General features: G+C 45.1%; 19 protein-coding genes. 10 read left to right on the top strand and 9 right to left on the bottom strand.

Going from position 1 to position 21461, the window contains the following annotated elements:
- Positions 1-72 (top strand): IS3 family transposase (locus F0251_RS24720; protein WP_353057852.1); only part of this gene is annotated, 72 nt, incomplete at its 5' end.
- A gap of 74 nt (positions 73-146) precedes the next feature.
- Here F0251_RS24720 and F0251_RS22470 read toward each other — a convergent pair.
- Complete coding sequence (locus tag F0251_RS22470) at positions 147-1292, bottom strand: Na/Pi symporter (RefSeq protein ID WP_061033341.1); 1146 nt, start codon at positions 1290-1292, stop codon at positions 147-149.
- A gap of 390 nt (positions 1293-1682) precedes the next feature.
- Here F0251_RS22470 and nhaR point away from each other — a divergent pair, with 390 nt between their 5' ends.
- Positions 1683-2573, top strand: coding sequence for a transcriptional activator NhaR (gene nhaR, locus F0251_RS22465; protein WP_004739533.1), 891 nt, complete (start codon positions 1683-1685; stop codon positions 2571-2573).
- Between the two features lie 100 nt (positions 2574-2673).
- Positions 2674-2967 carry a metalloregulator ArsR/SmtB family transcription factor gene (locus F0251_RS22460; RefSeq protein ID WP_004739532.1) on the top strand — a complete coding sequence of 98 codons (294 nt, stop codon included), beginning with the start codon at positions 2674-2676 and terminating at the stop codon, positions 2965-2967.
- A 279-nt stretch (positions 2968-3246) separates the two neighbouring features.
- Here the strand turns inward: F0251_RS22460 and rpsT are convergent, their stop codons facing one another.
- The gene (gene rpsT / locus F0251_RS22455) at positions 3247-3507 is read right to left on the bottom strand and encodes a 30S ribosomal protein S20 (protein ID WP_004739529.1); all 261 of its coding nucleotides are present in this window, start codon (positions 3505-3507) and stop codon (positions 3247-3249) included.
- Positions 3508-3758: 251 nt separating this feature from the next.
- Here rpsT and murJ point away from each other — a divergent pair, with 251 nt between their 5' ends.
- From murJ to ispH, 6 genes are all read left to right on the top strand, one after another.
- Complete coding sequence (murJ, locus tag F0251_RS22450) at positions 3759-5321, top strand: murein biosynthesis integral membrane protein MurJ (protein WP_061033403.1); 1563 nt, start codon at positions 3759-3761, stop codon at positions 5319-5321.
- 70 nt (positions 5322-5391) lie between these two features.
- Positions 5392-6327 (top strand): bifunctional riboflavin kinase/FAD synthetase, encoded by a 936-nt coding sequence (gene ribF, locus F0251_RS22445; RefSeq protein ID WP_171731858.1) that lies wholly within the window; start codon positions 5392-5394, stop codon positions 6325-6327.
- Positions 6328-6390: 63 nt separating this feature from the next.
- Complete coding sequence (ileS, locus tag F0251_RS22440) at positions 6391-9231, top strand: isoleucine--tRNA ligase (RefSeq protein WP_061033338.1); 2841 nt, start codon at positions 6391-6393, stop codon at positions 9229-9231.
- Between the two features lie 160 nt (positions 9232-9391).
- Complete coding sequence (lspA, locus tag F0251_RS22435; RefSeq protein WP_004739521.1) at positions 9392-9892, top strand: signal peptidase II; 501 nt, start codon at positions 9392-9394, stop codon at positions 9890-9892.
- Positions 9893-10051: 159 nt separating this feature from the next.
- Positions 10052-10483, top strand: a complete 432-nt coding sequence (gene fkpB, locus F0251_RS22430) for an FKBP-type peptidyl-prolyl cis-trans isomerase (RefSeq protein ID WP_004739519.1) — start codon at positions 10052-10054, stop codon at positions 10481-10483.
- 116 nt (positions 10484-10599) lie between these two features.
- Positions 10600-11556 (top strand): 4-hydroxy-3-methylbut-2-enyl diphosphate reductase, encoded by a 957-nt coding sequence (gene ispH / locus F0251_RS22425; RefSeq protein ID WP_171731860.1) that lies wholly within the window; start codon positions 10600-10602, stop codon positions 11554-11556.
- A 104-nt stretch (positions 11557-11660) separates the two neighbouring features.
- Here the strand turns inward: ispH and btsR are convergent, their stop codons facing one another.
- The 3 genes from btsR to F0251_RS22410 all read right to left on the bottom strand — a co-directional run bounded on the left by btsR (position 11661) and on the right by F0251_RS22410 (position 15917).
- Positions 11661-12392 (bottom strand): two-component system response regulator BtsR, encoded by a 732-nt coding sequence (btsR, locus tag F0251_RS22420; protein ID WP_116870034.1) that lies wholly within the window; start codon positions 12390-12392, stop codon positions 11661-11663.
- A gap of 102 nt (positions 12393-12494) precedes the next feature.
- Positions 12495-14165, bottom strand: a complete 1671-nt coding sequence (locus F0251_RS22415) for a sensor histidine kinase (protein WP_171731857.1) — start codon at positions 14163-14165, stop codon at positions 12495-12497.
- Between the two features lie 264 nt (positions 14166-14429).
- The gene (locus tag F0251_RS22410; protein WP_061033335.1) at positions 14430-15917 is read right to left on the bottom strand and encodes a carbon starvation protein A; all 1488 of its coding nucleotides are present in this window, start codon (positions 15915-15917) and stop codon (positions 14430-14432) included.
- Positions 15918-16250: 333 nt separating this feature from the next.
- On the opposite strand from F0251_RS22410, the gene F0251_RS22405 reads away from it, so the two are divergent.
- Positions 16251-16601: a DUF2799 domain-containing protein gene (locus F0251_RS22405; RefSeq protein WP_061033334.1), complete on the top strand. Its 351-nt coding sequence runs from the start codon at positions 16251-16253 to the stop codon at positions 16599-16601.
- A gap of 125 nt (positions 16602-16726) precedes the next feature.
- Here the strand turns inward: F0251_RS22405 and murQ are convergent, their stop codons facing one another.
- From murQ to F0251_RS22385, 4 genes are read right to left on the bottom strand one after another with little or no spacing between them, the layout of a single operon-like run.
- The gene (gene murQ, locus F0251_RS22400; protein ID WP_004739508.1) at positions 16727-17647 is read right to left on the bottom strand and encodes an N-acetylmuramic acid 6-phosphate etherase; all 921 of its coding nucleotides are present in this window, start codon (positions 17645-17647) and stop codon (positions 16727-16729) included.
- Between the two features lie 31 nt (positions 17648-17678).
- A complete protein-coding gene (locus tag F0251_RS22395; protein WP_171731856.1) occupies positions 17679-18791 on the bottom strand; it encodes an anhydro-N-acetylmuramic acid kinase in 1113 nt (370 codons plus the stop codon).
- Positions 18792-18801: 10 nt separating this feature from the next.
- A complete protein-coding gene (locus tag F0251_RS22390; protein ID WP_171731855.1) occupies positions 18802-19671 on the bottom strand; it encodes a BadF/BadG/BcrA/BcrD ATPase family protein in 870 nt (289 codons plus the stop codon).
- Complete coding sequence (locus F0251_RS22385) at positions 19668-21266, bottom strand: sodium:solute symporter (protein WP_171731854.1); 1599 nt, start codon at positions 21264-21266, stop codon at positions 19668-19670. The genes F0251_RS22390 and F0251_RS22385 overlap by 4 nt, the downstream gene beginning before the upstream one ends.
- Between the last annotated feature and the right edge of the window lie 195 nt (positions 21267-21461).

Below are 21461 nucleotides of genomic sequence, written 5' to 3'. Positions count from 1 at the left end.
AAACGTATAAAAGTGAAACTAAAAGGCCTGACTCCGATAGAATATCGAACTCAGGCCTTGAAAGCCGCTTAACAGAAATGTCCAACTTTACGGGGTCACTTCAACCTAGGTTGCGGGCTTTGCTATAAGCGATGTGTATTTTGCTATTAAGCAGTCAGAGACAAGATTGTGCCTGGCAGTACAAGGAATACCGCAACAAGGTAACCGGCAACAACAGCTTTGTTCTTCACAGCCATGTCTGAAATCATGTCTGCTGCTTTAACTGGTAGCTCACGTAGGAACGGGATACCGAAGATGAATACCGTTGCCATGATGTTGAACACCAAGTGTACTAGAGCAATCTGTAGTGCGAATACTGCGAACTCACCAGATACTGCTGTTGCTGCTAGCAGAGCGGTAATACATGTACCGATGTTTGCGCCTAGAGTGAATGGGTAAACATCACGTACTTTAAGAACACCTGAGCCTACTAGTGGAACCATCAAGCTTGTCGTCGTTGAAGAAGACTGAACAAGGATAGTAACGATAGAGCCAGAAGCGATACCGTGGATTGGACCACGACCGATTGCGTTCTTCAGAATCTCACGAGCACGACCAACCATTAGGCTCTTCATCAGCTTACCCATAACTGTGATAGCTACGAAGATAGTTGCGATACCTAGAGCGATAAGCATGATGCCGCCAACCGTGTCGCCAAATGTTGATAGAGGCTCTTTAATTGCGCTCACTACTGGTTTAGTGATTGGTTTGATGAAGTTAAGACCCTTCATGCTCATATCACCTGTTGCTAGCATCGGAGATACCAACCAGTGAGAAATCTTCTCTAGAATACCAAACGCCATCTCTAGCGGTAGGAAGATAGCTACAGCCAATAGGTTAAAGAAGTCGTGAATCGTCGCACTTGCGAATGCGCGTTTGAACTCTTCTTTACAACGAACGTGACCAAGGCTAACTAGCGTATTGGTTACCGTAGTACCAATGTTTGCACCCATGATCATAGGGATTGCTAGCTCAACAGGTAAACCACCTGCCACAAGGCCAACGATAATTGAAGTAACTGTACTTGATGATTGAATAAGTGCGGTTGCAACTAAACCAATCATTAAGCCTGCAACTGGGTGTGAAGCAAATTCAAAAAGAACTTTTGCTTGTTCGCCTGTTGCCCATTTGAAGCCTGTACCAACCATTGAAACTGAAAGTAATAGTAGGTAAAGCATGAATGCCAAGTTAGCCCAGCGTAGCCAACGAGTTGTGCTCGAAATAGGCGCTGCTGCAGTAGTAGCTTGGTTCATAATGTTTTCTCCATAGGACCGTTTAAGTCTGTGTTTGGTCTGTTTGTTTAATCTGAGCGTGATGTTAGAGGTGAAATATTTCAGTAATATTACATTTTGATTGAGGCGAGACTTTTTTGTGATGATTTACTGTTTAAATATTCTGACAGTAAATGTGGTTGTTTTAAGTTATTGTTTTTGAATGTTTTTATTGCTGGTTTTGATGGGTGATATAGATCTTAAAAGTTAGAAAAAAATTGAGAAAATTCGTCCTAATATTACATTATGAAATCAAACACTTCGAAAAAATTAGTGGTTAAATGGTTTTGTGATTGGTTTTTCCGAGTTTGTTGAGCGGAGGTGTCATATTTGATATAAAAAGGAATCGACTCTCTTATTTACGGCACACCTATGTCGCACCTCAACTATAACCATCTTTATTACTTCTGGATGGTCTGTAAGCAAGGCTCTGTTACTAAAGCAGCAGAAGCTCTATTTCTCACACCTCAAACGGTAACTGGCCAGATAAAAGCATTAGAAGAGCGAATGGACGGCAAGCTGACTAAGCGTAATGGTCGCAGTGTTGAACCAACAGAGCTTGGGCAGTTGGTGTTCAAATACGCGGATCGTATGTTTGGTTTGAGCTACGAAATGCTCGACATCGTGAACTACAGTCAGCACTCAAATATTCTGTTTGATGTCGGTGTTGCGGATGCGCTGTCAAAAAGGCTCGTTAGCAAGATCCTGATGTCGACAATTCCAGAAGACAACAGTATCCACCTTCGCTGTTTTGAATCGACTCACGAAATGCTGCTTGAACAGCTCTCTCAACATAAGCTCGATATGATCTTGTCTGACTGCCCTGTGGACTCTAGCCAAAGCCCAGGCTTATTCAGCAAGAAGTTGGGTGAGAGCGGTATGAGCTTTTTCAGCTCGGGTGAAGTGAAAGGGGTTAATTTCCCTGCTGTACTAGAACAAAGGAAGTTGCTGATCCCGGGCAGTCGAACCTCAATGGGGCGCAAGATACTGCAATGGTTTGACCGCCAAGGTCTTAAACCAGATATTTTGGGAGAGTTTGATGACGCGGCATTGATGAAAGCGTTCGCTCGCTATCACCATGACGCGATTTTCTTAGCGCCAACGCTTTATATGTCAGAAGTAGAACAAGACACTTCATTGCAGCTATTAGGTGGTATTGAAGAGTTAAAAGAGGAGTACTACGTCATTTTTGCTGAGAGGATGATCCAGCATCCAGCAGTAAAAAATGTATGTGACGCAGATTTTAGCAAATTGTTCGAATGAGGTAGTTTGTTAATGAATTGATATCGACTATGATAACTCCGCAATATGCCGTAAATACTGATAGCCCGTAGTTGGCGTAAAGGTTGTAGGGAGCCAAACTATGAACTTAAAAGAGATGGAGAAGAACTCAGCACAAGCTGTGATTCTACTCAAAGCCATGGCCAACGAACGTCGCTTACAGATTTTGTGCCTTTTACATGGTACTGAGCTGTCGGTTGGGGAGTTGTGTGGCAAGTTGGAACTGAGTCAATCGGCTTTATCTCAACACCTTGCTTGGTTGAGAAGAGATGGTTTGGTCGATACTCGCAAAGAAGCTCAAACCGTGTATTACACATTGAGCAGTGAAGAAGTAAAAGCAATGATTAATCTACTGCATGGTCTATATTGCAAGTAGTTTATTGTTGGTAAGAAAAGTAGTTTCTTATCAGGAATAAGGTCGACACAAGGAAGTGTCAGTATTTCACGTCGAACGTTTATCGCTGTCTATTCACTATCTATTTATCTACAACCTATCTATTTAACTCCTATCTGTTTTATTTACTATTCGTAACTTGGTTTGTTAGTCACCTTTAACTACTGCCTGTCAGTCGTTTAATTGGGCTGCTCAAAATTTAGATATAAAAAAACCGGCCTAAGCCGGTTTTTTTCGTTTTGCGTTGTAATCAAATTTCTATTAAAGAGCTTTGATTGCAGCAGCGAAACGAGACTTATGACGTGCAGCTTTATTCTTATGAATAAGGCCTTTAGTCGCCATACGGTCAAGAAGTGGTGTAACTTCTACAAGAGCAGCAGTTGCAGCTTCTTTATCACCAGCTGCGATAGCTGCGATAGTCTTTTTCATGTAAGTGCGCATCATAGAACGACGGCTAGCGTTGTGCTGGCGACGTTTCTCAGCTTGGATAGCGCGCTTCTTAGCAGATTTACTGTTTGCCAAGGGTCTAACTCCCAAAAACTTAGTTCGGTGACAATTTAAGGGCGAGGACTATCCCTCATTAGCGCTTAATTGTCAAATGATTTGTGCAAAAACCAATCGTAGCCAAACAAACTTTGGTATGGAAAGGTCATCGCGGTTAAGATGGCGGGGATTCTAACAGCATTTTTAGACCAATGCTAATAAATATGCTTCTTAGGACAGGATAGTATTTATCCTCCCTTGAAAGTAATCAACCAGTGTCAGAGGTTTCTGTGAGTAAACGACTATTAAAGTCAGGCCTGATTGTCAGTGCAATGACTTTTGTTTCCCGTGTATTGGGGCTAGTACGTGATGTAGTAGTAGCAAATTTGATGGGAGCAGGAGCGAGTGCCGACGTATTTTTCTTCGCTAATAAAATCCCGAATTTCTTACGTCGACTGTTTGCAGAAGGTGCCTTTTCTCAAGCGTTTGTTCCAGTATTAACGGAATATCACGCGGCTGGTGATAAAGAGAAAACCCGAGATTTAATCGCTAAGGTGTCAGGTACGCTCGGGGTATTAGTGTCTATTGTTACCGTTATCGGTGTGCTGGGCTCTGGAGCAATTACCGCGCTGTTTGGTGCGGGTTGGTTTATCGACTGGCTAAATGATGGCCCAGCGGCGCCTAAGTTCGAACTCGCGAGCTTTATGCTCAAGATTACCTTCCCTTATTTATGGTTCATCACTTTTGTCGCGTTATCTGGTGCCATTCTCAATACACTGGGTAAGTTTGCGGTCTCCTCTTTTACCCCTGTGTTTTTGAATGTCATGATCATCGGTGCAGCGTGGTTTATCTCTCCGAACTTAGAACAGCCAGAAATCGGCTTGGCGATCGGTGTGTTTCTTGGTGGCTTAGTTCAGTTCCTTTTCCAGATGCCTTTCCTTATTAAAGCAGGTGTGTTGGTTAAGCCGAAGTGGGGCTGGAGAGATCCGGGCGTCGTTAAGATTCGCACATTAATGATTCCAGCTCTGTTTGGTGTGTCAGTTAGCCAAATCAACCTACTGTTTGATACCTTCATTGCCAGCTTCCTAGCGACAGGCTCTATTAGTTGGTTGTACTACTCAGATCGATTGCTTGAATTCCCACTGGGTCTATTTGGTATTGCGATTGCGACTGTGATTCTTCCTGCTTTGTCTCGTAAGCACGTTGATGCTCAAGGAGAAGGGTTTGCACATACCATGGACTGGGGCGTGCGTATGGTGCTACTGCTTGGCATTCCTGCCATGCTGGGGCTTATTGTTTTAGCGAAACCAATGCTGATGGTGCTATTCATGCGTGGTGAGTTCTCTCCACACGACGTGCAACAAGCATCGATGTCTTTAGTGGCGTACGCATCTGGCTTGCTTAACTTCATGTTGATTAAAGTGTTAGCTCCGGGTTATTACTCTCGTCAAGATACGAAAACCCCAGTGAAGTACGGCATTATCGCAATGGTCACGAACATGGTATTCAACGCTATCTTTGCTTATTTCTATGGCTATATAGGTTTGGCAATTGCAACCGCTCTGTCAGCCTTTGTGAATATGGCCTTGTTATATCGCGGTTTACATCTTGCTGGTGTCTATAAGCTGACAAAGACCACTTTACTGTTCTGCGCGAAGCTTGTTGTCTCAGGCGGCGTGATGGTCGCGGCAATTCTGTGGCAGTTAGATAATATGCAACAATGGCTTGAATGGAGCTTTAGTCAGAGAGCGCTGATGCTAACAGGCTTGATTGGACTTGGTGGCTTTGTTTATATTGTTTCGGTACTGGTTTTAGGTATCCGAGTAAAACATTTAAAAGCAGCGACAGATTAATACTGATTAGTATATAATCCGTCGGTTTCACACAATGAATGATGCAAATAACAGGTTTTAGCTGATCATAATGGAACTGATCCGAGGTATACACAATATTAAAGCGCAGCATCACGGCTGTGTATTGACCATAGGTAACTTCGATGGTGTTCATCTAGGACATCAAGAGGTTCTTAGCCAGGTTTCTGAACAAGCGGCAGCATTAGGTTTACCTTCTGTTGTTATGACGTTTGAACCGCAGCCTATGGAGCTGTTTGCCCGAGATAGAGCGCCAGCACGTTTGACTCGCTTACGCGATAAGTACGTTCAACTGAGAAAGCTAGAGATCAGTCGTTTATTGTGTGTCAATTTTAATCAGTACTTTGCAAGTTTATCGGCGGAAGCATTCATTAAAGATCTTTTGGTTGATAAGCTTGGCGTGAAGTTTTTGGTGGTTGGTGATGACTTTTGTTTTGGCAAAGGCCGCACTGGCAATTTCGCTATGCTTAAAGAAGCGGGTGAAAAGTATGGCTTTGAGGTGGTAAGCACACAAAGTTATTGCTTAAATCAATTACGTGTCAGCAGTACTGAGATACGAAATGCATTAGCGGTCGATGACTTGGCTGCAAGTGCTACCATGTTAGGACGTGATTACAGCATTAGTGGTCGTGTGTCCCATGGTCGAAAACTGGGGAGAACCATAGGTTTCCCTACCGCTAACATTCCATTAAAGCGTTGTGTATCTCCTGTGTCGGGAGTGTACGTTGTCGAAGCATTGGATATCGATGGGGTTCCTGTCGGTGGCGTTGCTAATATTGGACAACGACCAACGGTGAATGGTGTAAGGCAGCAATTAGAAGTGCACTTTTTTGACTTTAAAGCCAATTTGTATGGTAAACAGTTAGAAGTACGACTTTTGCACAAACTGCGCGACGAGATAAAATTTGAATCGTTCGACGCATTAAAGAATCAAATAGAATTGGATGCTGAAGCCGCAAGGGTGTGGCTGCTTCAGCTAAAGAATTAATCGGATGATTCCACCGATTAACATAATGTCTAACTTCGCCCAATATAACGGAATTAAGAATCGATGAGTGATTATAAAGATACCCTGAACTTACCAGAAACAGGGTTCCCAATGCGCGGCAATCTGGCAAATCGTGAGCCAGAAATGCTTAAGCGTTGGTACAAAGAAGATCTTTACGGCGAAATCCGTAAGGCAAAGAAAGGTAAAAAATCTTTCGTACTGCATGATGGCCCTCCATACGCGAACGGCGACATTCACATTGGCCACGCGCTGAATAAGATTCTTAAAGACATTATTATTAAATCTAAGACCCTTTCTGGTTTTGATGCACCGTACATCCCTGGTTGGGACTGTCACGGTCTTCCAATCGAACTAATGGTTGAGAAGAAGAAAGGTAAGCCAGGTCAGAAGATTTCGGCTGCTGAATTCCGCGAAGAGTGTCGTAAGTACGCTGCGGGCCAGGTTGAAGGTCAAAAAGAGAGCTTCAAACGTCTTGGTATCATGGGCGAGTGGGACAAACCTTACCGCACTATGGATTTCGGTACAGAAGCGAACATCATTCGTTCTCTAGGCAAAATCGCAGACAAAGGTCACCTACTGAAAGGTTTCAAACCTGTTCACTGGTGTACTGACTGTGGTTCTGCTCTGGCTGAAGCTGAAGTTGAATACAAAGATAAAGTATCTCCATCTATCGATGTGAAATTTACTGCAGCTGACGAAGCGGCGCTTCTAGAGAAATTCTCTCTAGCTGACGGCCACGCTGGTCAAGGCGAAATCTCTATCGTTATCTGGACAACAACACCATGGACTCTGCCTGCTAACCGAGCGGTATGTCTACGTGATGATCTTGAATACGTGCTTATACAAGTTGAAGCGAATGGCGACCAGCCAGCTCAACGTATCGTTGTTGCTTCTGAACTAGCAAAAGACGTAATGGATCGTGCAGGCATCGAGCATTTCCATAACCTAGGCTTTGCAACTGGTGCTGATCTTGAGCTTTCTCAGTTCAACCACCCGTTCTACGACTTCACTGTTCCTGCGATCCTAGGTGATCACGTTACGACGGATTCAGGTACTGGTGTGGTTCACACTGCTCCTGGTCACGGTCAAGAGGATTTCGTGGTTGGTAAGAAGTACAACCTAGAAATCGCTAACCCAGTAGGCTCTAACGGCGTTTACCTGCCTGATACTGAGCTATTTGCTGGTCAGCATGTATTCAAAGCGAACGACTCTGTTTTAGACGTTCTAAAAGAGAAAGGTGCACTTCTGCATCACCACGCTTACGAGCACAGCTACCCACACTGTTGGAGACACAAAACTCCAATCATCTTCCGTGCAACACCACAGTGGTTCATCTCTATGGATCAAGCTGGCCTACGTGCAAAAGCACTAGAGTCAACGAAGAATGTTGAGTGGATGCCTGAGTGGGGTCAAAGCCGTATCGAAGGTATGATCGAAGGTCGTCCTGAGTGGTGTATCTCTCGTCAACGTACTTGGGGTGTGCCAATTGCTCTCTTCGTTCATAAAGAAACGTCAGAACTTCACCCAGATAGCTCTGAGCTAATCGAAAAAGTAGCGAAGCTAGTTGAAGAGAAAGGCATTCAAGCTTGGTGGGATGTAGACGCAGCTGACCTAATGGGCGCTGAAGACGCAGACAAGTACGAAAAAGTGCTAGATACGCTAGACGTATGGTTCGATTCAGGCGTTACACACTTCTCTGTTGTTGATTCTCGTGAAGAGTACAACGGTAACAGTGCAGATCTTTACCTTGAAGGTTCTGACCAACACCGTGGTTGGTTCCAGTCTTCTCTAATTTCATCTATCGCGATGAAAGACGAAGCACCATACAAGCAAGTGCTAACACACGGCTTCGTAGTAGATGGTAACGGCCGTAAGATGTCTAAATCTATCGGTAACGTTGTTGCTCCTAAAGATGTAACCAACAAACTAGGCGCAGATATCCTACGTCTATGGGTTGCTTCTACAGACTACACGGGTGAAGTAGCGGTTTCTGATGAAATCCTGAAGCGTTCTGCTGATGCTTACCGTCGTATTCGTAACACAGCGCGTTTCTTCCTAGCGAACCTAAGCGGTTTCAACCCTGAAACTGACCTAGTGCCTGCTGAAGAGATGGTTGCACTTGATCGCTGGGCTGTTGGCCGTGCACAAGCTGCACAAGAAGAGATCGTGAAAGCATACGGCGAGTACAACACTCACGGTGTAACTCAGCGTCTAATGCAGTTCTGTTCTATCGAAATGGGTTCTTTCTACCTAGACGTAATCAAAGACCGTCAGTACACAGCAAAACAGGGCAGCCATGCTCAACGTAGCTGTCAGACTGCGCTTTACTACATCGTAGAAGCTCTAGTTCGTTGGATGGCACCTATCATGTCGTTCACTGCAGATGAAATCTGGAACGAGATGCCTGGTCAACGTGACAAGTTCGTATTTACTGGCGAATGGTTCGAAGGTCTGTTCGGTCTTGCTGAAGGCGAAGAGCTAAGCAACGAATTCTGGGCTGAAATCCAAACGGTTCGTGGCGCTGTGAACAAGCTTCTTGAAGACGCTCGTAAAGAGAAAACAATCGGTGGTGCACTACAAGCTGAAGTCACTCTATACGCTGATGACGCACTAGCGGCTAAGATCAACAAGCTAGAAGATGAGCTACGTTTCGTACTTATCACTTCTGCAGCGGTTGTTAAGCCACTGAGCGAGAAGTCTGATGCGGCTCAAGCGACAGACGTTGAAGGTCTATTCGTTGAAGTTGCAGCAACAGAAGCTGAGAAGTGTGACCGTTGTTGGCACCACACACCAGACGTAGGCACTATTGAAGGACACGAGAAGATCTGTGGCCGTTGTGTATCAAACGTTGATGGTGAAGGCGAAGTGCGTAAGTTCGCATAACGACTCAGAGAAAGACTGAACTTTTTGTAAAAATCATAGCCCCAGTATCAACTGGGGTTATTTTTAGTTATAGGAAATGTGTTTAACCAAGCTGATTCTTCATGGCGACTCAAACCGAGTGTGTGAATGAGGAATCGCTTCGTAAATACTAGGAATAGAAATGAGTGAAGTTTCGTTAAAACAATCTGGTGTACGTTGGTTATGGTTAGCTCTGCTGGTTTTTCTTGCAGACATCGGCATCAAACTCTTTGTCATGGACAACATGGGTTATGGCTGGGCAAACCGTATTGAGGTGTTGCCGTTCTTTAACTTTTTGTACGTTCATAACTACGGTGCTGCATTCAGCTTCTTGAGTGATCAAAGTGGTTGGCAGCGTTGGTTATTTACAGGTATTGCCTTTGCTGTAACGGGCATGCTGACATACTGGATGAGCAAGCTACCAGCGACAGAAAAGTGGAACAACATCGCTTATGCCATCATCATAGGTGGTGCAGTCGGTAATGTATTTGACCGTGTTGTACACGGCTTTGTTGTCGATTACTTAGATTTCTACTGGGGCACTTACCACTGGCCAGCATTCAACTTAGCCGATATGGGTATTTGTATTGGTGCCGCGATGATCATCCTAGATGGTTTCCGCAAGAAAGACGAAAGCAAATAGCTTTTAAATAGATGCTCTAAAGTCAGTCTATGACTCACAGAATAGAATAGCCCTAAGCGCTGTCGGTTGATTCCGGTGGCGCTTTTTTTTATGCTTCAGTCAACAAGGGAGCAAAGCAAAATGCATCCTCAAATAATAAAGAAGTCTAAGGAAAGTAACGTGGCAGCAATTAAAAATGATTCAGCAGTAACCCTACATTTTACGATTAAAATGAAGGATGGTTCAGTTGCCGATAGCACCGAAAATATGGGCAAACCGGCGAAGTTCGTGATGGGCGATGGTAGCCTAAGCGAGAACTTTGAAGCGTGCTTACTTGGGCTTGAAGCCGGTACTGAAAAGTCTATCGACCTGAAAGCGGAAGATGCATTTGGTATGCCGAATCCAGATCATATCCATCACATGGACCGTGCTAAATTTGTTGGCGACTCTGAGGTTGAAGTGGGCACTATCATGGCATTTTCTGGTCCAGACGGCATGGAAATCCCAGGTATTATCACTGAGATCGCTGGCGATTCAGTGACGGTTGATTTTAATCACCCACTTGCAGGCCAAGATGTTACGTTTGACGTCAATATCTTAGCTGTCGACTAACATCACCTTACAGCTGTGATGTCACCCAGAGCTTCACTGTCTAGGCGCTTCACTGTAGAATGCGAGCCTCGCCGACGGCGAACTCTATAGAAACAACCTTAGTACCGCGGTAAATGATGAGCAATGAAATGAAAATAATGTTAGCTAACCCTCGTGGCTTTTGTGCCGGTGTTGATCGTGCGATCAGCATTGTCGAGCGCGCACTCGAAATGTATCAGCCACCGATCTACGTTCGTCATGAAGTGGTACACAACCGCTTTGTTGTTGAGGGGCTAAAACAACGCGGTGCTATTTTTGTCGAAGAACTTAGCGAAGTGCCAGACGATAACATCGTGATCTTCTCTGCTCACGGCGTGTCTCAAGCGGTTCGTAAAGAAGCGAAAGAGCGCGAGCTAACGGTATTCGATGCAACGTGTCCTTTGGTAACTAAAGTACATATGGAGGTTGCTCGTGCGAGCCGTAAACATATGGAAGTGGTACTGATTGGTCACGCAGGTCACCCTGAAGTTGAAGGTACTATGGGTCAATACGCGAGCCAAACGGGTGGCATGTACTTGGTTGAGAGACCAGAGGACGTGCAAAACCTAGTGGTGAACGATCCAACTAACCTGCACTACGTGAGCCAAACGACGCTCTCTGTTGATGAAACCGCTGATGTAATCGAAGAGCTACGTCGTGTATTCCCTGAGATTCAAGGCCCTCGTAAAGACGACATCTGTTACGCGACTCAAAACCGTCAAGACGCTGTTCGTGAGATGGCAAACGACGTTGACGTTGTGATTGTGGTTGGTTCTAAGAACTCATCGAACTCAACACGCTTGAAAGAGCTGGCTGAAAAACTAGGCACACCTGGTTACCTAACGGATTGCCCTGAAGACATTCAAACAGAATGGGTTGAAGGCAAGAAGAAAATCGGTGTAACGGCTGGTGCATCTGCTCCTGAAGAGCTAGTAAATCAAATCTTAGATCGAATTCGCGAGCTTGGTGCTACTGACGTTGAAGAGATTCAAGGTCGTGAAGAGAATATGTTCTTCGAAGTACCAAAAGAGCTACAGATTAAACAAGTCGATTAATCTCTATCGATTTGTGACATTAACGATTCGTCATACCGTCGATTCGCAAGCAGTAAAAAGCCAACGTTGATACGTTGGCTTTTTTGATCGTGCGCTTTGATAAGCTATTGGATACCGAGTTGTTCTTTTAGTGTCTTGAGATAGCGACGACTCACAGGCACTTCAAAGCCAGTAAGCGTGACGATCTCCGCTAATCCATTCTCTAGCAATTTGATCTCTTGGATCGATTTTATGTTGATCAAGTATTGTCGGTGACAGCGGATCAAATCGGTCTTCTCTTCCAAGATCTTTAGCGTCAGCTGTGAAGTGGCCGTTTGCGATGAACAGCGAACATGCACGCCGCTGATATCAGAATAGGCGCACTCGACACTTTGGCTCGCCATGATCACAATACGGTTGTGACCAATACACGGAATCTGTTCTAAGCGTGAAGGAGCAATTGAAGCGACATCTTGCTCTGGTGCTTTTTGGTTCTGCTTGACGACTTTATTCAGTCGAGAAACACTTTTATTGAGTCGGCAGGGCTCAACAGGCTTAAGCAGGTAATCAAAGGCGTTGTCTTCAAAGGCTTGAATCGCATATTGATCGTAAGCGGTCACAAACACCACGTAAGGCATTGTCTCTGGGTCAAGCATACTCAACAGCTCAATACCTGTAACTTGAGGCATCTGAATATCCAGATACACCACGTCGGGTTTAAGAAGGTTGATCTGCTTAAGTCCTTCGATCGCGTTGCTTGCTTGACCGATGACTTCCACTTCTCCCGTTTCAGTCAGTAACTCAATCAGCTCTTCGCGAGCAAAAAGCTCATCATCGATAACGAGTGCTTTTAACATCCTGCAATCTTCATTTTTGTTCTGTCCCTGCTTATTCCGCTTATCTTTTTTATGCCTGCTTCTAAATGTCGCTAATGAGAAGCGATTACCTACGAAACACCATTATTTTAGTATAGGTATGATAAAGCTCATTCGAGTAAATTGCTGTGGTTGAGATTCTATTTTTAGTGCTGAATCTTGTCCAAAGAAATTAGTGAGTCGTTTATCAACAATTTCCATCCCTAATCCTACATGATCTTGAGATGGCTTCTGGTAGTTACCAGCATTGTCTTCGACGATCAGTCTAAATCCACCTTGGAAAGCTTCGCTATAGATCTTCACTTTGCCGCCTTCCAGCATATTTGAAATCCCATGTTTAATGGCATTTTCAACCAGAGGTTGCAGGGTAAAGCTTGGCAATTGTGATTCAAACAATTGTGGGTCTATATCCCATTCAATTTCTAAGCGGTCAGTAAAGCGCGCCTTTTCGATCGTCAGGTACGCATTAACGTGCGCGAGCTCGTCTTTAAGCTTAACGGTATTAATATTCTGTTTGAGGTTGCTTCTGAAGAAGTGAGACAGATGCTGAATGAGCTCACGTGCTTTATCTGGATCACGACGTGTTACGGCACTGATGGTATTGAGTGCATTAAACAAGAAGTGCGGGTTGACCTGTGCGTGCAGCAGTTTGATTTCAGCTTGAGTGAGCAGGGTTTGCTGTTGCTGATAGTTGCTGAACAGGATTTGACTCGATAACAGCTGAGCAATACCTTCAGCCATCGACATGTTGATGGTTGAAAACAGCTTCAGTTTGGGCTCATACAGTTTAATGGTGCCGACGACTTCGTTACCAGCACGCAGTGGGATAATCAACGCTGACCCCAGCTTACAATCCTGTGAGAGAGAGCATTGGTATGGGTTCTCTTTACCATCCAGGTAGATGATGTCGTTCTGTTCCATCGAAGTCAGTGTGCTTTGCGATGAAATAGGAGTGTTAGGGATATGGTGCTCATCGCCAATGCCAACGAAAGCGAGAATTTTTTCTCGGTCAGTGATTGCCACAGCGCCTACGTTGGTCTCTTCGTAGATAATACGCACGATTTTCTGCGCGTTATCAGACGTGAAACCACCATGAAGAATACCCACCGAACGCTCAGCAATGGTCAATGCGCGGCGCGAGAAGGTCGCTGAGTATTTCTCAAAGATGGTTTTACGGTCTTGGATGATACTCATGAACAGTGCTGCACCCACGGAGTTGGCAATGATCATCGGTGCTGCAATGTCGGAAACCAGCGCATAAGATTGTTCAAACGGTTTGGCGACCGCAAGCAGAATCAACATCTGAATGATCTCTGCAAATAACGTCACAGAAAACACTACCATCGGATTAAACAATTGGCTGGCTTTGTTTTTTCTGACTAAGTACACATGCAGCAAGCCACCAATCAGGCCCTCTGCTGTCGTTGAGATAGCACAAGCTAAGTCCGTAAAACCACCTAATGAATAGCGATGTATCCCGCCAGTAAAGCCCACCGCAAAGCCAACTACAGGACCACCAAACAAACCGCCCATGACTGCGCCCATCGCACGTGTGTTGGCGATCGCATCATTGATCTGTAGGCCGAAATAGGTGCCCATAATACAGAACAGAGAGAACAGAACGTAACAGCTGATCTTGTGGCTCAAGCGTGAAGAGATGCTCAACAAAGGGAGAATCAGTGGGGTTTTACTTAGCATGTAAGCGATCACTAAGTAGACACAGGTTTGTTGAAGCAGAGAGAGAATGAGTTCCATATTTTCACCTATTGAGACGCTTGTTAAGTGTAAAGCTCATTGTGTGGTAAGGGTAGTTTTGCTTGTGTTTGTTAGGCTTATATCGAGCGATTAGCGCTCACACTGTCTTGTTGCTAACCAGTACAGACAATAAAGCCCATCACAGGGGATGGGCTTTAGTCTTAATATCCATGAATCACTGAGTGATTGCCGGAACAAGCGAAGTTGTGTTTGGCTGTTCTTGTCTTTCTATGAAGACTGGTCTTTTACAAAGAGTTTAAAGAACTAGGCTGTTTTAGTTTCACCTTTTGCTTCTTTTTCTTCATCAGCAAGGTCTGTTTCGCCTTTGCCTTTAGAAATCTTGATTACGTAAGCCGCAACACCCAGCGCACTAATCACACCAACGATAGTTGAGATTTGCATTGGTAGGCCGAAACCAAGTTGGCTGTTGTTCAGGATGAATGTGATACACACAGACGTCATGAAGATAGCTGGAACCGTCGTTACCCAGTGCAGTTTGTTGTGACGTAGTAGGTAAGCTGAAGCTGTCCACAACATCATTACTGCTGTTGATTGGTTAGCGAAACCGAAGTAGCGCCAAATGATACCGAAGTCTACTTGAGTCAGGATGCCACCGATAACGAACAGTGGTAGAGCCATCAGTAGGCGGTTACGCAGTGTCTTCTGTTCCATGTTGAAGTATTCAGCAAGGATAAGACGGCTTGAGCGGAATGCAGTGTCACCAGATGTGATTGGTAGGATAACCACGCCTAGGAAAGCAAGGATACCGCCGAATACACCTAGTAGGCCAAATGAAGCGCTGTATACAACGTTACCTGGACCGCCGTTTGCTACCGCTTCAGATAGAGACTCAACTGAACCGAAGAACGATAGTGCAAGTGCACACCAGATAAGAGCGATGATGCCTTCACCAATCATTGCACCGTAGAATACGAAGCGACCGTTCTTCTCGTTTTCCATACAACGCGCCATCAGAGGTGACTGAGTTGCGTGGAAGCCAGAGATTGCACCACAAGCGATAGTGATGAATAGAGCAGGCCATAGTGGTAGGTCGTTCGGGTTCATGTTGGTGAACATGTCGCTGATTTCAAAACCACCCATGATTTGGTGTTCATCAGAGAAGCCAATCGCAGTGATAAGGCCAACTGACATGAAGATAAGCAGAGCACCGAACAGTGGGTAGAAGCGACCAATGATTTTATCGACAGGGACAATCGTTGCGATGATGTAGTAAGCAAAGATAACAACAACCATAGTTGTTGCAGACATCGCGAAATCAGTTTGGTCGTTCACTAGGTTAGTGATCATGCCTGCTGGAGCAGAAACGAATACCACACCAACTAGAAGCAGTAGAACAATGGCAAAGATATTCATAAAGTGTTTTGCGCCATTGCCTAGGTAACGTCCAGTGATGGTTGGAACCGAAGCACCGCCATTACGGATAGATAACATACCTGAGAAGTAGTCGTGTACTGCACCTGCGAAGATACAACCTAGTACGATCCATAGCATTGCTGCTGGGCCGTATAGGGCACCCATGATAGGGCCGAAGATTGGACCTACACCTGCAATGTTTAGCAGTTGAACTAGGTAAACCTTTGGAGTCGACATTGGAACGTAGTCCACGCCGTCTTGCTTAGTGTGAGCAGGTGTTTGACGCTTTTCATTGATACCAAAAATCTTCTCGATAAAGGTACCGTAAATAAAGTAGCCACCAATGAGTGCTGCGACACAGGTAAGAAACCACATCATAATTTGTTATCCCTGAATGTATTAATTAAGTCAGGGTGTATATTAGAGGAGTGTATGGAAAGAAACTTCCGCTACTGGAGTGAGTGGTCGAATAGCTAATTAAGTGGTGTTATAACCGGTTTAGTGGTTTGTGACCTTTGTTGAGTGGTGGGGTAGAAGTGTTGAGAAGTATCGTGCTTCTGTTAAGTGGTCGATAGTGAGCATTAAACGGCGCGTAATAAAGATCAACGGCAGATAACAGAGATGAGTGGACATCAGCTCCCGTTCAGCGGAGAATCACCAACAGAGGCAAAGCTTCATTTAGAAGTGGCTAGGGAAATATAAAGGATTGAAATGAAAAAGATAATAGCACTATTCGCCGTAGCATTTAGCCTTGCAGGATGCAGCGCCAATGTTCAAGATTTAGCGGCAGAAGGCAACTGGCAAGAGATTGGCTACCGCGATGGTATTAAAGGCAACACTCAACGTTCCTATTCAGAGATGGCAAAATTGGGCGCGGTTGACCAAGCAAGTTACAACGAAGGTTACCAAATTGGTGTGACTGAATATTGTAACCCTAACCACGCATACCAGATTGGTCTATCTGGTCAGGTGTATGAAGGTGTTTGTTCTGGTACCGAAGATGCCCAGCGTTTCCGTATGGAGTGGCAACGTGGCTGGGATGAGTTTTCAAACGACCACTAACTTCGCTCGTGATTACTCACACCTCTTAAACGGAATCATTAAGCTTAAATTGAAAAAAACCAGTACCTTATGTGTACTGGTTTTTTGTATCACGCTTTCGTCAGTATTGAAGATTAATCCGACATTTACTGATTATTCTCGACCGCTTTTCTTAAAAAGCCGTTCTGCTGGTCAAGCTGAGCCTTCGCCGCCTGCAAATCAAGCCCGGTCAGAATCATTAAAATCGCTAGCTTAACGTCATAATCGGTAGTTTTAAGTGTCGACACTGCCAACGCTTTATCACATTCGGTTGCTTGAATAACGATACGAGCGGCCCGGGCTACTAGCTTTTCGTTAGTCGCTTTTACGTCGACCATCAGGTTCTGGTAGCTCTTACCAATACGAATCATGCTCGCTGTGGTCAGCATATTAAGAACCAGTTTTTGCGCTGTACCGGATTTCAGCCTTGTTGACCCCGTTAGTGCCTCTGGGCCAACCACTGGGCTTATCGCGATCTGAGCAATATCAGCAATTGGCGAATCTGGATTACAAGACAGAGCAACCGTCACCGCACCGATTTGATTGGCGTAGTTGAGTGCGCCAATCACGTAAGGCGTACGCCCGCTTGCCGCAATGCCAACCACAACATCCTTTTCTGAAAATTGAATCGCTTTCAGATCATCAATACCTAACGTTAGCGAATCTTCAGCCCCTTCTTTGGCTTTCAAAATGGCTTCTGGTCCGCCGGCGATAAGGCCGATAACCATTTTGTCTGAAACGCCAAATGTGGGCGGGCACTCTGAGGCATCTAAAACGCCCAATCGACCACTGGTGCCAGCACCCATGTAAATCAGTCGCCCTCCGTTTTGAAAGGCGTGAGCGATTTTATCAACGGCCTTAGCTATTTGCGGCAGTTCAGCTTCGATCGCCAGTGGGACTTGTTTGTCTTGTTGGTTAATCTTTTCGACCACTTCAAGAGAAGTGAGTAGATCAATATCCATAGTGTCAGGGTTTCTCCCCTCCGAAACGAGGTGCGAGAGCGCTGATATGAGAGCGTCGTTACTCATAATGATCCTTAAATGATGGTTCTAAAATGGTTTAGTTAGCACTGTATAGAACGCCTAGAGAGGCAGATCTACTTGCACCAGTCACTTCTGGTAAATTACTCGGTAGTTGATGGACATGACGTTGAGCAAGCCAAGCAAAAGCCATCGCTTCCATATAGTCAGCGTCTACACCTTTGCTGGTGGTTGAGGCAACCTCCCAGCTTGGTAGAAGCTCAGAAAGCCTCTTCATCAATAATGGGTTTCTAACCCCACCACCACATACATACAATGCTGGAGCGTTACCTAAGCGGTAAGCCTCGACTTCATTGGCTATCGTCAAAGCCGTGTATTCGCAAAGTGTGCGTTGGACATCTTGTGCTGAGATGTCATTAAATTCTGTTAATTGTTGCTCTAACCAAGGCAGATTGAATAGCTCTCTACCGGTACTTTTCGGCGGTGTTTGAGATAAATAAGACGCTTCCAGCAGTTGTTTTAATAAGGCTTGATTAACTTGACCTTGAAGTGCGAACTGAGCGTCGCGGTCAAATTTTTCACCCGTGTGTTTATCTACCCAAGCGTCCATTAACATATTGCCTGGGCCAGTATCATAACCAAGTGTTGGTTGATTCGGGCGCAGTACTGAAATATTCGATATGCCACCAATGTTCAGCACAACAACTGAGCTTTCTTGCGGTTGAAAAATAGTATGGTGAAAAGCGGGGACCAGTGGTGCACCTTGTCCACCAAGCGCCATGTCTTTACGTCTGAAATCTGCGACGGTTTGAATCTCGGTTTTAGCAGCAATAATGTTGGCATCGCCTAACTGCATGGTAAAGGGAGAGTCGCCTGTTGGTTGGTGGAATACCGTTTGACCATGATTGCCAATTGCGGTGACAGTTGATGCTGGAGTCTCTGACTTGGCGAGAAGCTGTAGAACGGCATCAGCAAATAGGTGGCCAAGCTGGTGGTCGAGCTCACCAATGGCAATCAAGTCAGTTTGCTGACCGATACATACATTAAGCAAGCGTGTTTTGAGTTCCTTTGGCATTGGAAACTCATCATGAGCAAGCAGTGTGATCCGGTTGTCTTCTATCGACACCAGTGCCGTATCAACGCCGTCCATGCTGGTGCCTGACATCACGCCAATGTATAACTCTGACTTCATGGTCATTTCCTTAATTAAGCGGGCGAAGCTTTTGATGTGCGATGATTTCTGCGCCATCTAAAGCATTACCTTGAACCTCTAAGCTGCGATCTTGTAGCGCTTGTGGCAGTTTGTCACGATAGAAAGCGCCTAAGCTGCCTAAGAACATGATCGGTAGTGAGTTGTTGTCTGAGCATGTTCGTGCAAGCAGATCAATTTCTTGAATACCTTGCTCAACGATGTTTTTTGCCGTCGGACAACACGGTTCTAACTCGACAAGCTCTTTTGCAAGTTGAGCATAATCGGTTGCGTTGGCTGAGCGAGTCCATTTTAGAATCGCACTGCGGACATTGCCTGTTTTCTTCATGACTAGTTGACTCGTTAACGAGCAACGTTGAGCGTCAAACTCGACAAGTGTTTGCTGAACCGCTTTAAAACCAAGCCAAGCGCCACCACCCTGATCGCCAATGGGGAAACCCCAACCGCCAAATTGATGGGTCACGTATTGGTTGTCTAATTGAATCGCAACAGAACCAGTGCCAATGGCAATACAGTTTACGCCTTCCCCTCTATTTGCACCAACGACCGAGGCTTCAGCATCGCTCGTCACATACAGGTTTGGGAAATGGGACAGTGCCAGTTGTAATTTCGCTTTTAGTTGAGCATTACCTGCGCCAGCAACACCGACCACAATATAACACTGTTTCGGACTTATCTGATTCACACTCAGCATTTCTTCAATGTAATGAGTCAGTTGAGTGATAGCTGTTTCACCGTATAAGGTCAATGACGTTGCGGCCAAAGTACGCTCTTTAATTACGCTCGGTGTCGGCGAAATTCGCTTGAGTCTCATTGCGGTTTTTGTGCCGCCACCATCGACGGCTAGAGTATGAGTAATCATTGGCTAACTGTTTGTAGTTTGTTTGCTTCTTGAGGCTGCTTCTTGCCTGATAGACAGACGATCAATGACACAAAGGTACCTACACACAGTTGATACGGGAAGGCCAATCGAACACCCACCCAATCAGTATTAATCATACCCATTACGCTATCCCAAACATAAGCTTGCATCAGTAACGTAGTTAAGAAGCCGGCGACAAGCGCTAAAGCTACTGATGTTTCATTGCCACGTTCGGTGAAAATCGCTGTGAAGTAGACCCCCAATAACCCAGTGTAAGCAAACACCATTACACTCAAAGCGAACGACAATAATGGCATGTCGGTGTATTGCTGCCAGTAGTAACACAAGATACCCATGCTACCTAAGGCCAGCGCAGCAGCGGCCATACCGAAGCGACCCGCTTTTACATAATGGAAGTCATCTTGTTCGCCTTTACGAGCTTCTAACCATGGTTTGTAGATATCTTGAATCGCAACAGAAGACATTGAATTCAAGCCTGAGTTTAGGGTTGAAAGCGCAGCGGCAACCACACCAACGGTCACTAAGCCTCGAAGGCCTGCTGGCATTTCATTGAGCACGTAGTACATGAAAATCGTCACGTTCTCACCATTAAAGCTCTGCACGACATCTTTACCTTCGACGCCCATCAGGTCAGGTCGTTGATAGAAAACATACAGAAGCAGGCCAATCGACATGAAAACCAACACAACAGGGATAGAGAAGATGATTGAGTTGATCATCGCCTTAGAACCTTGCTTGGCATCTTTGCAGGTTAGAACTCGCTGGGTCATGTCTTGATCAAGACCAAACGCACCAATGTTCAGCAGTACAAAACCAGTAATACATGCCCAGAAGCTGAAAGTACCAGCAGGTGTTAAATCAAGAGTGAAATCGAGCAAGGTCAGCTTCGAAGATTGACCTTCACCAGGGTTGGCAAGCACTTGTGCTATTTGGCTGAAATCTGCCGGGATCTGACCTAGTAAGTAGATAATGACTGCAATAGCTGCACCGACGTACACCACAAGTTGGATCAGGTCACTCCAGATAACCGAGCGGATACCGCCCATGTAGGTGTAAGCGAGGCCAACGGTGACCAAAATCACCACGGAAGTGATAACGCTGCTTGGGTCAATATTGGTAAATAGAATCATAGATACTGCGATAGCCGCCATATATAGACGAGCACCAGAAGCAAACACACGACCAACCAAATACATCACACCAGCACGCTGCTTAGTTTTCTCGCCAAAACGCACTTTCAGTAGCTCATATACTGTTGAAACTTTGTTTTGATAGAAGCGAGGAATCAGAATTAGAGCGACAAAAATAGCGCCCAGAATACCGCCAATATTAGTCGCTAGGTAAGTGAGGTCGCCACGGTAGCTCGATTCTGGTCCACCTAAAAACGTCGCTGCTGACTGTGAGGTTGCGAGTACTGAGATAGCCACCACCCACATTGGCATTGAGTTACCGCCTAAAAAATAGTCCTTGGTACTCGTGATTTTGGTTCGGCTGAAATGCCAACCTGTGAAGGCGATAACAACGAAGTAAATCGCAAATACCGCCCAATCCAGCGAAGTAAATAGTGAATTCATAGCAGCTCCATAGCATGAATAGATAAGAAGGTGTTTATTATTATTTTTTCAGAATGACAGTTTGAATAATGAGTTTCAAAACCTATTCCTTGGTGGAATAGTGACCAGAGGTTTTCTTTGATGATGCTCCCATAAGGTGGTGTGAGCTATTCCAAATGAGAAGGTGGAAAGGAATAATTATTCCAATGGAAAGGC

It is taken from the genome of Vibrio sp. 070316B, assembly GCF_013114115.1.
Taxonomy (GTDB): Bacteria; Pseudomonadota; Gammaproteobacteria; order Enterobacterales; family Vibrionaceae; genus Vibrio; species Vibrio chagasii_B.
Note: the sequence above shows the minus strand (reverse complement) of the source record. Positions and strands in the feature narration are given on the sequence as shown.

Excerpts from the sequence above, each read along its gene's own strand:
- btsR (WP_116870034.1), bottom strand. The coding sequence starts at position 12,392 with ATGTTAAAAGCACTCGTTATCGATGATGAGCTTTTTGCTCGCGAAGAG.
- ispH (WP_171731860.1), top strand. The coding sequence starts at position 10,600 with ATGAGCAATGAAATGAAAATAATGTTAGCTAACCCTCGTGGCTTTTGT.
- F0251_RS22410 (WP_061033335.1), bottom strand. The coding sequence starts at position 15,917 with ATGATGTGGTTTCTTACCTGTGTCGCAGCACTCATTGGTGGCTACTTT.
- F0251_RS22385 (WP_171731854.1), bottom strand. The coding sequence starts at position 21,266 with ATGAATTCACTATTTACTTCGCTGGATTGGGCGGTATTTGCGATTTAC.
- murQ (WP_004739508.1), bottom strand. The coding sequence starts at position 17,647 with ATGAGTAACGACGCTCTCATATCAGCGCTCTCGCACCTCGTTTCGGAG.
- lspA (WP_004739521.1), top strand. The coding sequence starts at position 9,392 with ATGAGTGAAGTTTCGTTAAAACAATCTGGTGTACGTTGGTTATGGTTA.
- F0251_RS22405 (WP_061033334.1), top strand. The coding sequence starts at position 16,251 with ATGAAAAAGATAATAGCACTATTCGCCGTAGCATTTAGCCTTGCAGGA.
- nhaR (WP_004739533.1), top strand. The coding sequence starts at position 1,683 with ATGTCGCACCTCAACTATAACCATCTTTATTACTTCTGGATGGTCTGT.
- ribF (WP_171731858.1), top strand. The coding sequence starts at position 5,392 with ATGGAACTGATCCGAGGTATACACAATATTAAAGCGCAGCATCACGGC.
- F0251_RS22460 (WP_004739532.1), top strand. The coding sequence starts at position 2,674 with ATGAACTTAAAAGAGATGGAGAAGAACTCAGCACAAGCTGTGATTCTA.
- F0251_RS22390 (WP_171731855.1), bottom strand. The coding sequence starts at position 19,671 with ATGATTACTCATACTCTAGCCGTCGATGGTGGCGGCACAAAAACCGCA.
- F0251_RS22415 (WP_171731857.1), bottom strand. The coding sequence starts at position 14,165 with ATGGAACTCATTCTCTCTCTGCTTCAACAAACCTGTGTCTACTTAGTG.
- F0251_RS22395 (WP_171731856.1), bottom strand. The coding sequence starts at position 18,791 with ATGAAGTCAGAGTTATACATTGGCGTGATGTCAGGCACCAGCATGGAC.
- F0251_RS22470 (WP_061033341.1), bottom strand. The coding sequence starts at position 1,292 with ATGAACCAAGCTACTACTGCAGCAGCGCCTATTTCGAGCACAACTCGT.
- ileS (WP_061033338.1), top strand. The coding sequence starts at position 6,391 with ATGAGTGATTATAAAGATACCCTGAACTTACCAGAAACAGGGTTCCCA.